Below are 10241 nucleotides of genomic sequence, written 5' to 3'. Positions count from 1 at the left end.
ATATAGTATTCTTTCATTTTAGGAAATACAAGGATTTTATTTATATAAGTTTCCTCTTGTTATTATTTTGTTTTTAAAAAACTATATTGATTGTCAATTAGGTAAATGAAGTTTTTGTTAATTAATGACAATAACTTTACTAATTCTTAATAGTTGAAGGCTTATTATGGCATCTAATAATATGATGCTATACAAGAGATATACCCCCTCATTGCGATCGTAATATTAAAATTTAAGTAAAAGAAAAAGGGGCCATATTTTAACGGCCCCTTTCCTTTTATTCAAGAGAGATGGATTTTTAATTTACATCAAACCACAGCTTAGTTGTTAGTACGTCTGCACCCTGATGGGCAACAGCAGAAGTATAATTCGTACCATTGAGCGATTGTTCTTTTCCCGGATAAATAAACCTAACCGGCATTTTTCCGTTAAGGGCACCAGCAACAGCAGGCTGTAATTGAGGGTAGTCAAGTCTGCGCCATTCTGCAAAAGCTTCCAAGCCCTGTCCAAAAAGGGCTATCCATTTCTGGTTACCAATTGACTTCCTGAAATTTGTGGCATCATACTTCACGGCATTTGAAGCTGCATAAGTGGCGGCGGTTGCATCGGCAATTCCATATTGTTTTAATGAAGCCAGTACAGCCTGGTTATAAAGATCAGCAGCATTTTCAGCAGTGAAGCCCCTTGCTGCTGCTTCGGCTCTATCAAACAATGTTTCAGCGTAACTAATTATAACAGCAGGAGCATGAGGTGCCAAAAAATAAGTTCCTGGTTTTGAAGTTTTGCTGAAGCCAAGATTACTGGCATCGCCTACTAATAAGCCATTAGGTATACCTACATAGGTTTGAGGTGTAGCATCCTTTGTTGGGCTGGCATAAATAGGTAAACGAGGATCATTAAGCTCAAACAATTTATCAACGATTGTTTTGCTGATACGATAGTCGTCGCGGGTGTCAAATAAATTACTGATTGGGTTTTGATTAGGTGAATCAAGGTACACCAATTGAGCAATTTCGGTGTTTGCGCTGATGTATCCACTTCCTTCAGCTTGTATATCTGCCAAAACCTGTTTGGCTTTTTCTGGCTCACGGTCGGCTATGCGAAGAGCTATCCGCAAACGCAAGGAGTTTGCAAATTTTTTCCAAAGACCAATGTTATTGCTGTAAATAACATCGCCTGCAATTGCCTTACCACTTGGGTCAAGAGATGCCTGAGCTGCTTTCAAATCATCAAGCAAGGCAAAATAAATATCTTTTTGTGCATCATAAGCAGGTGTAAGGAATTGCTCAATATTGGATGCTTGCTTGTACGGGATATCGCCGTATTGATCTGTAAGCAATGAAAATACCCATGAGCGTAATACCAATGCCACTCCCTTATAATTAGGATTTGCTTGCGCATCAGCAATGGAAATAATCTTGTTAAGATTAACTATACCTTTAGAATAGCCAATATTCCACAGATCCTGAAACGAGGTATTGGTATAGATATATCTATCGGGGTCTGTATATTGAATTTTGGCCCAGTACTGTACAAATAACAAGCTTGCATCCATGTTATTGGCGGTACCCCAATAGGTATCAGCTGTATTTTTAATTGCAGCGGTTAACAGGTAATCAGGCTGAGGGTTTTGTGTTGCGTTTGGATCTTTGTTAATGTCTGACAGTTCTTTTTTGCAGGATGTTGCCACAGATAATAATACGGCACCTGATAATAGTATTGATATATATTTAAGTTTCATGATCATTAAAATTTAAGGTTAACATTAAAACCAATGTTACGTACGGTTGGTAGGGTAAGGTCTTCCAATCCCTGACCATTGCCTGTACTAAAAGCTGTTTCCGGGTCAATATTAGGAACGTTTTTATGGATGATCAGTAAATTACGTCCAACAATTGCAAAGCTTGCTCCCTGGAAGCCAATGCTTTTTGCCCATTTTTGAGGTACGGTATAACCCAATTTTATTTCCCTTAATTTAACGTATGATGCGCTGTAAACAAATGGCTCATCGGCATTGGTTAGCGCTTTGTAATATGACTGTGCAGATATAATCGTGGTGTTTTTACTACCATCAGCCTTTACACCGTTATAAATGATTCCATCATGATTAACCGTTTCGCCATTAGGCCCGGCAGCCGCTGTAGTCGGAATCGCGGTTGAACCTGAGTTGTAATAACTCAAACCTCCATTGGCAGTACCGCGACCTGGTAGGGTTGATGCCAATATGCCTGTGTAAGTACCGGTAGCGTTAGTTCCTGAATATATTGAACCACCTATATGCGCATCAATCAATACACTTAAATTGATGCCTTTATAAGTAAAACTATTATTGATACTTCCTAACCAGTTAGGAGTATATTTACCCAGGTACCGTATAGTGGGATCAACAGCCGGTGTTCCATCATCGTTAACAATAACCTGACCGCTTGCGTTACGTTTAAAGGTTGTTCCGTAAATAGAACCATAAGGTTTACCCACAGCAGCTAATACCTGTACGGTACCGTCAGAGCCTAATAAGAAGTTTTGTAATCTGCCTTCATTATCTAAAGAAACAACTTTGCTCTTATTGCGTGAATAGTTTACATTAATATCCCAGCTGAAGTCTTTAAGTTTTACCGGTGTTAAACCTAACTGAACTTCTAACCCTTTATTATTGATTGTGCCTCCATTGATCAGTTTCTGGCTAAATCCAGTAGTTTGGCTTACGTCAACATTTAATATCTGGTTAACACTGTTAGTATTGTAAACACTGGCATCTAAATGGATCCTGTCATTAAAAAATCCTATTTCAAAACCTGCTTCTGCCGATGTTGTGGTTTCTGGTTTTAAATTTGGATTCAATTGTATGGTATTAACATTCTGCTGAGGATTTGTACCAAATGGAGCAGTAAAGGCGTAGGTGGTTAATAATCGGTAAGGATCGGTATCTTTCCCTACTTTTGACCAACCGCCACGCAATTTTAAATAGCTTAATACATCACTCTTAATGTCCAAAGCTTCTGACAATACCAAACTTCCATTAACTGAAGGGTAGAAGTAAGATAGACTTGCCCTTGGAAGGGTAGACGACCAATCGTTGCGGGCCGTAACATTTAAATATGCGTAATTCCTGAAGCCGATTTGTCCAGATGCGAAATAGCTATATATTTTTGATTTGGCATAGTTGCTTGATGATATCAATGGATCACGTGAGTTACTTAAGGTATATAAACCATTTACAGCTAATTTGGGAGCTTTTTGATCGTGATTTTCTAATAAATTCACTCTGATGTTACCGCCTATTAATGCATCGAAAGAAAAGTCATCATTTAACTTTTTGGTATATTGTAAACGACCCTCGGTATTTGTTTCGGTAACATCATAGGCATCTTCTTCATACGAGCCAAATGGCGTTCCATTGGTGCCGTAGGCTATTTTGATCTTACGGCGGTCATTATAATAATCGGTACCGGTGCGGAAGTTTGCGGAAAGCCCGTCGATGATCTTATAGTTTAATTCAGCACTTCCTATGAAACGATTCTTAGTTTGACTTACCGTATTTTCATAGGCCATAAAATAAGGGTTGCTATAGTAGCTATTGTTCCAGTTGAAAGAGTTGCCGTTAGCGTCTAAATAATTTTTTAATTGGCTTACATCAACCTGGCGACCAAACCATGTGAATTGCAACATGGTGCTGGTAGCTCTTTTTCCACCTGATCCCGGTAAATTGGCTGCATCATCCTTAATATAATTGGCAATGGTAGTTAAAGTTAACTTAGGTGTGATTTTGTAAGTGGCATTCAATATAAATGAGTTACGGCCTTGTTCGGAATTTGGAATAACCCCGGTTTGATGCAGGTTATTATATCCTAACCTGAAATCGTATTTGTCACCTGAACTTGCTATTGAAACCCCATTATTTAGTGTAACACCGGTTCCGAAAAAGCTTTTCACATTATCCGGGTGAGCTATAAATGGCACAGCTTTACCATTTGAGTTAAATTGAGGGATGAGCGCACCATCTAAAGCAGGGCCCCAACTTTCATCCACACCGTCATTTACGCCTCCGCCTTTGCCATCTACATAGCTGAACTTTCCGTTTGAGCCCTGTCCGTATTGATTTTGGTAATCTGGCAGGCCCAATAAATTTGAAAATGAGGTGTTTGAGTTAATAGTAATACCTAAGCCTTTGGTTCCTTTACCACTTTTGGTTTTAATTAAAATTACACCATTAGCCGCGCGTGAGCCATAAAGCGCTGCCGCGTTAGGGCCTTTAAGTACAGTAAGTGATTCTATATCTTCTGAATTAAGATCAGAAATAGCGTTGGCGAAATCCCTTGAACCGCCAGTTCCTAAAAACTGTCTGTTATCAACTGGGATACCGTCAACAACAAACAGAGGTTGATTATCACTGGAAATCGATGTTTCGCCGCGAATAACAATACGGGATGATCCCATATCACCCTGGCTGCTGGTAATGTTTACACCGGCAACTTTTCCGGTTATCGCATTCACCAGATTGGTTTCTTTTGCCTCAGATATATCTTTTGATTTTAGTCCCTGTACAGCATAGCCCAGCGACTTTTTATCTTTAGATATATTTAAAGCTGTAACCACAACCTCATTTAAGGAATTGGCAGCCCCCTCGAGTACTATTTTAAGCGCCGGTTCATTTTTGGTGATTGGAATTTCAAGCGTGGTAAAGCCAATGTATGATATTCTTAAAACATCGTTTACTTTGGCATTAATAGCGAAATTACCATTATTGTCTGTTTGTACACCGTTTGTACTTCCTTTAATAGCCACGGTTACACCGGGTAATGGTAATCCGTCGGACTTAGCGGTTACCACTCCGCCCACTTTAACAGATTGCGCCGCAACTGTTTGGATAAAAATAAGAGGCAACAAAATTGCCAATAACAATTTGTAAATTTTAAACATGGTGATAGATCGTTAAATGATTATTGATAACCAGATACAGGATTTAAAAGACGATCAGTTAATTTTAGCTGGCGATAGTAAAATTTATTCGGCAGTTTCTAATGTCTTGTAAAGTTGTAAAGGCTGTGATTATTGAACTGTTTTACACGTACAGGTGAAAGTACAGTAATTACAATTTATTTTAACAGCAACAACACATGCCTTGCATACAGGCAATTAGGGAATTAAAGATAGTAATGTTTGTAGAAGAATGACCGATAGAATTTGTGTTTAAGGTTGTACTTTTTGTTTTCATGTACTGATTAATGTTAAAATTAGCTTAGTGAACAAACGTTCCTACATTTAAGGATACCGACATGAACACTATTTATAAAATAATTAATTAAACAGAATACAGAAGGAGAGGAGAGCAGATTTGCGATTGTAAGATATATAGTAGCATCATTATCTTTTCTGCCTGCTGGCAGATAGGAATTAGCACCTTTATAACATTTGTATAGGTTGCTAAGACATCACAGGGCCTTTCCCTCAGTCTTTCTGGATAATTAAAATAAAGAACGTTTATACTGCAAAAGTATAAAAATTCTATTAATCCTATAGATTTTATTCTTATTTAATTATTAAAACGATTAAGTAAATAATTAAAATGTTTTTTAAACAATATGAGCCTAAAAATTAGAGATTTGTTGTTGATCTGTTTTTGGATTATTAACCAATTATATTACTGCCAACTATGCAATTTAAACGGAGCCTTTGTCTGTTAGGATTATTCACACTTTTTTATGGAAACAGTAACGCCCAAAATTCTGTTTCAAAGAAACAACTTGACGAAGTTGACTATGTAAACCCGATCATAGGCACTGCTGTTAAAGGCTTTAGCAAGGGTTTGTTGGAGGGCAACGGCGGAGGTGGCACAATGCCATGCGTAAACGTACCATTTGCCATGACGAATTTTGTTGCCCAAACCCGTGAAAACAAAATGAGTTACATGGTGTATCAGTATGAAGATAATTCGGTTATTGGCCTTACCGCCACTCATCAACCAACAGTGTGGATGGGCGACTATGGTTATGTTTCTGTTATGCCACAGGTTGGTAAGCTTAGGGTTTTGCCTAAAGAAAGGCTATTAAAGTTTAATCATTCGGATGAAGTTGCCAAACCTTATTATTATTCAGTAAAGCTAAAAACTGCCGAAACAACCAAGATCAAGGCCGAAATTGCAGGTGCAAATACATGTGGTATGTTCAGGTTTACTTTCCCTAAGGCAGATCAGGCTCATATTATTATACAAGGAATTAATCTTAACCCTGAACTTAAGGATTGGGCTAATGACTATACCGTGCGGGTGAAAAAGCTGAAAGGATATGTTCATGTTGATACGGTAAATAATGAAATAACTGGCTACAATCCCGACCGGCAATCGGCTCAGCTTGGCCCGGAGTTAAAAAACTTTAAAGGTTATTTCGTGATCAAATTCAACAAGCAGATAAAAAAATATGGTACCTGGGACAAACAGGTGATCAATAAGGGTAGCCGTGAACAGTATGGTACACGGATGGGGGCGTTTATTTCCTTCCGTACTAATGCTAATGACGAGATCAGGGTTGTGGTAGCAACATCATTCATCAGCCTTGACCAGGCCAGGGAAAACCTTAAAAGAGAAATTCCGGATTGGGACTTTGACAAGGTAGTTCAAAACACAAGGACCCAATGGCAGCAAGCGTTAAAATCTGTACAAATAAGCGGGGCTACTAAAGAGCAAAAAACTATATTTTACACAGCCCTGTTTCATACCATGTTATTTCCAAGGCAGTTTTCAGAGTATGGAAGATATTACAGTGCCTTTGATGATAAGGTGCATAAAGGCGAATCATACAACGATTATTCCCTTTGGGATACTTTTAGGGCTCTGCACCCATTGTTAACGCTTACACAACCACAACGAGTTGATGGTATGGTGCAATCGTTATTACAAATGTACAAGGAGGGGGGCTGGATGCCAATGTGGCCTAATCCAACTTATACCAATATCATGATAGGCACCCATGGCGATGCAGTCGTAGCAGATGCTTATGTAAAAGGTTTCCGGGGTTTTGATACAAAACTGGCTTATGAGGCCCTGCACAAAGACTCCTATGATGCACCTGATGGTGATACACATAAAAGATGGGGAGACAGAGATCTGTGGACAAGCTTTGAAGCACGCGGCGGGCTCACCAATTATCATAAATTAGGTTATATCCCGGTTGACAAAACACGTGAATCTGTATCGCGCACGATTGAATATTCAATTGATGATTATTGCGTAGCCCAAATTGCTAAAGGTTTAGGTAAAGATGATGACTACAAACAATTAATGGCCTGGAGTAAAAATTATCAGAACGTTTATAACAAGGCAACCGGATTTATGGCGCCGCGTAATGCTGATGGCCATTTCTCGGCCAAGCCCGATTCTGGTTTTACCGAAGGTACCAAGTGGACCTATACATTCGGTGCCATGCATGATGTGCCAGGTATGATCAAATTGATGGGTGGTGAAAAGCCCTTTGCAGCTAAGTTGACGCAAAACTTTACCGGTGGGCATTATCATGCCGATAACGAACCTGGCCATCACTATTTATACCTGTTTAATTATTGTGGTATGCCCTGGAGAACTCAGGAGCTTGTTCGGGAACATACTTCATCACAAAACTTCCGGAATGCTGCTGTTGGTATTAATGGAAATGATGACTGTGGGCAAACGTCGGCATGGTATATTTTCAACGTTTTGGGCTTTTATCCTGTATCGCCGGCATCGGGTGTATACAGCATTGGGGCGCCGCAGTTTCCTAACATGGTGCTGAACCTACAGCATGGTAAAAAACTAATTATTAAAGCGATTGATCTATCTGCCAGGAATAAATATGTAAAAGAAGTTACGTTTAATGGCAAACCTATAAAGAACTTTGAAATTTCGCACCAGGAAATTATCGGTGGTGGTACTCTGGCATTTACCATGACAGGTACTCCTCAAAAATAAATAGTAAAAATTCAAATCAGTCAGGAATTCGGGTTGAATTCCTGACTACTAATTTTGATGGTAAAACAATATTTTCCTTTTCAAGTTGAATGGGCTTGCCGGTTAAGTGGTCAAACAATAACTCTGCGGCTTTTCTGCCCATTTCGTAAGCCGGCTGCAAAATGGTAGTGAGCGGAGGGTTCAGGATAGAAGCCGTGATCTGGTTGGTAAAACATACCACCTTAATATCATCAGGAATATTCAGTTTTAACTCCTCACAAGCCAGATAAGTTGTGGTGGCCAGGTGCTCAACAGTTGCTATAATACCGTCAGGCTTTATTTTTTGGATATGATCTTTTAAAGCCGCGATGTTTTCATTGGTGTATTTGTTTGAGCAACTGATACTATTACCCTCGTTAGCTTCTATATTCCTTTCGGCCAGCGCTTTCTTATAACCTTCTTCCCGGGCTTGTAAAATAGATGGATAGCCTTCAATGGTAACCAGCGATATGTTTTTACATCCCTGATCAAGCAGGTGGCTGGTAGCCATATAAGCACTGTTAAAATCGTCTGTTTTTATTTTTGCGGTAGGTATGTCTTCACACACACGATCAAAAAAAACAATGGGTACACCTGCTTGCTGTAAATCCTGAATATGGCTGATGTCTTCGGTATTGCTGGCTACAGACATTAGTATGCCATCAACCCGCCCGCTTGACATGTCATTGAACATTTGTTTTTCACGCTCATAGCTGTCATGGGTTAAATATATCAGCGCATGATATTTTTCAATGTCAACTATACTTTCAATTCCATTAATAGCTTGGCTAAAAAAACTATCGGCTATTTCGGGTATTACAATAGCAATGGTATTGCTTGAACGTTTCCGGAGACTACTTGCGTAAGGGTTAGGCACATAATGCAGTAACCGGGCGGTTTCAATCACACGTTGTTTGGTGTCATCACCAATATCGTGACTATCCCTGAGTGCTTTTGATATAGTCGCAATAGATACATTTAACACCTTCGCCAGTGTTTTCATGTTTACTTTATTACTTTTTGATCCGTCGGTCATTGATATGAAGGGTTTCAGTTAGCCACAACCTTATACGCTTGTAGTTTTAGCTTATTTTGTATTAACAAAAGTTTAGCAATATAGTAAAAAATAGAGTTTCGAAATTTCAAACGAATGTTCTATTCAGATAAGGGAATTATGCAAATTTAGGTAAACGTTTAAGCAAATAAATACGCCAATTTTCATGAATTTAAATGCAAAAATGGACAAATTTGTATAGCACAGTTGTAAAAGCTGCATGTAAAGGAATGTTTACCAATTATATCCTTTTAAATTAAAACACCATGAGTAAGATTATAGGAACACCAGAACAGGGGCCTTTAAATTCCATTGAAGAATGGGAAGATGATTTGTTAGTTCGTTACCCTGATGCGGACTCAATAGCTGCCGGACGCGATACCCAGGCATACCGCGATTACGAAGCTACAACAAAAGATAGTGTACGCGAGTTTTATCGCTTACAGCATATTAACCAGACCTATGATTTTGTGCTGGAGAAAAAACAGCAATACCTATCATTTGATAAAAAAGAAATGTCTGTATGGGATGCGTTTGATTTCCTTAATCAATTGATTGACGATTCAGATCCGGATACAGATCTTGACCAGTTACAACATTTACTACAAACGTCAGAAGCTATCCGTGCCGATGGACATCCGGATTGGATGGTACTTACCGGATTATTCCATGATCTTGGCAAAGTATTGTGCCTTTTTGGTGAGCCACAATGGGCAGTCGTAGGTGATAGCTATCCGGTAGGATGCGCTTTTTCTGACAAAATTGTATATTCTGAATATTTTAAGGATAACAAAGACCATCATGATCCGCGTTATAATACCAAATATGGTGTTTACGAACCCAATTGTGGTTTAGACAACGTACATATGACTTGGGGCCATGATGAATATATTTATCATATGATGAAGCCATACCTGCCAGAACAAGCTTTATATATGCTTCGTTATCACTCTTTTTACCCTCAGCACAGGGAAAAGGCATATAGCCACTTAATGACACCGCATGATCATCAATTATTTAAAGCGGTTGATCTGTTTAACCCTTATGACCTTTACTCCAAGAGCCCTGTACCACCGGATTGGAAAAAACTTCGCCCTTATTACGAGGATCTTGTTGCTAAATACCTGCCTTCAACATTGAAGTTTTAAGCGAGATATTTTAATACCCTTGATATACAAGCCGCACGAGCATAAATTTTCGTGCGGCCTTGCCAATTCATTTTATTTCATA

General features: G+C 38.9%; 5 protein-coding genes and 1 riboswitch. Of the genes, 2 read left to right on the top strand and 3 right to left on the bottom strand.

All coding sequences use genetic code 11. The features are described 5' to 3' along the window. Nucleotides 1-298 precede the first annotated feature (298 nt). Both AAGC65_RS12295 and AAGC65_RS12290 read right to left on the bottom strand, forming a co-directional pair. Entirely contained in the window at nucleotides 299-1741 is a 1443-nt protein-coding gene (locus tag AAGC65_RS12295; RefSeq protein ID WP_343112750.1) for a SusD/RagB family nutrient-binding outer membrane lipoprotein, read from the bottom strand. 5 nt (nucleotides 1742-1746) lie between these two features. Beyond that, nucleotides 1747-4920: a SusC/RagA family TonB-linked outer membrane protein gene (locus tag AAGC65_RS12290; RefSeq protein ID WP_343112749.1), complete on the bottom strand. Its 3174-nt coding sequence runs from the start codon at nucleotides 4918-4920 to the stop codon at nucleotides 1747-1749. Nucleotides 4921-5361: 441 nt separating this feature from the next. Beyond that, a riboswitch (SAM riboswitch) is annotated at nucleotides 5362-5468 on the bottom strand. Between the two features lie 185 nt (nucleotides 5469-5653). Between AAGC65_RS12290 and AAGC65_RS12285 the strand changes: the two genes are divergently transcribed. Further along, nucleotides 5654-7939, top strand: a complete 2286-nt coding sequence (locus AAGC65_RS12285) for a GH92 family glycosyl hydrolase (protein ID WP_343112748.1) — start codon at nucleotides 5654-5656, stop codon at nucleotides 7937-7939. Nucleotides 7940-7955: 16 nt separating this feature from the next. Here the strand turns inward: AAGC65_RS12285 and AAGC65_RS12280 are convergent, their stop codons facing one another. Next, nucleotides 7956-8993, bottom strand: a complete 1038-nt coding sequence (locus tag AAGC65_RS12280; RefSeq protein ID WP_343112747.1) for a LacI family DNA-binding transcriptional regulator — start codon at nucleotides 8991-8993, stop codon at nucleotides 7956-7958. 284 nt (nucleotides 8994-9277) lie between these two features. Between AAGC65_RS12280 and AAGC65_RS12275 the strand changes: the two genes are divergently transcribed. Then, nucleotides 9278-10159 carry an inositol oxygenase family protein gene (locus AAGC65_RS12275; protein ID WP_343112746.1) on the top strand — a complete coding sequence of 294 codons (882 nt, stop codon included), beginning with the start codon at nucleotides 9278-9280 and terminating at the stop codon, nucleotides 10157-10159. Nucleotides 10160-10241: the final 82 nt, after the last annotated feature.

Origin of the sequence: Mucilaginibacter sp. (genome assembly GCF_039207105.1) — a bacterium.
Lineage (GTDB): Bacteria > Bacteroidota > Bacteroidia > Sphingobacteriales > Sphingobacteriaceae > Mucilaginibacter.
This window is presented reverse-complemented; position numbering and strand designations above follow the sequence as displayed.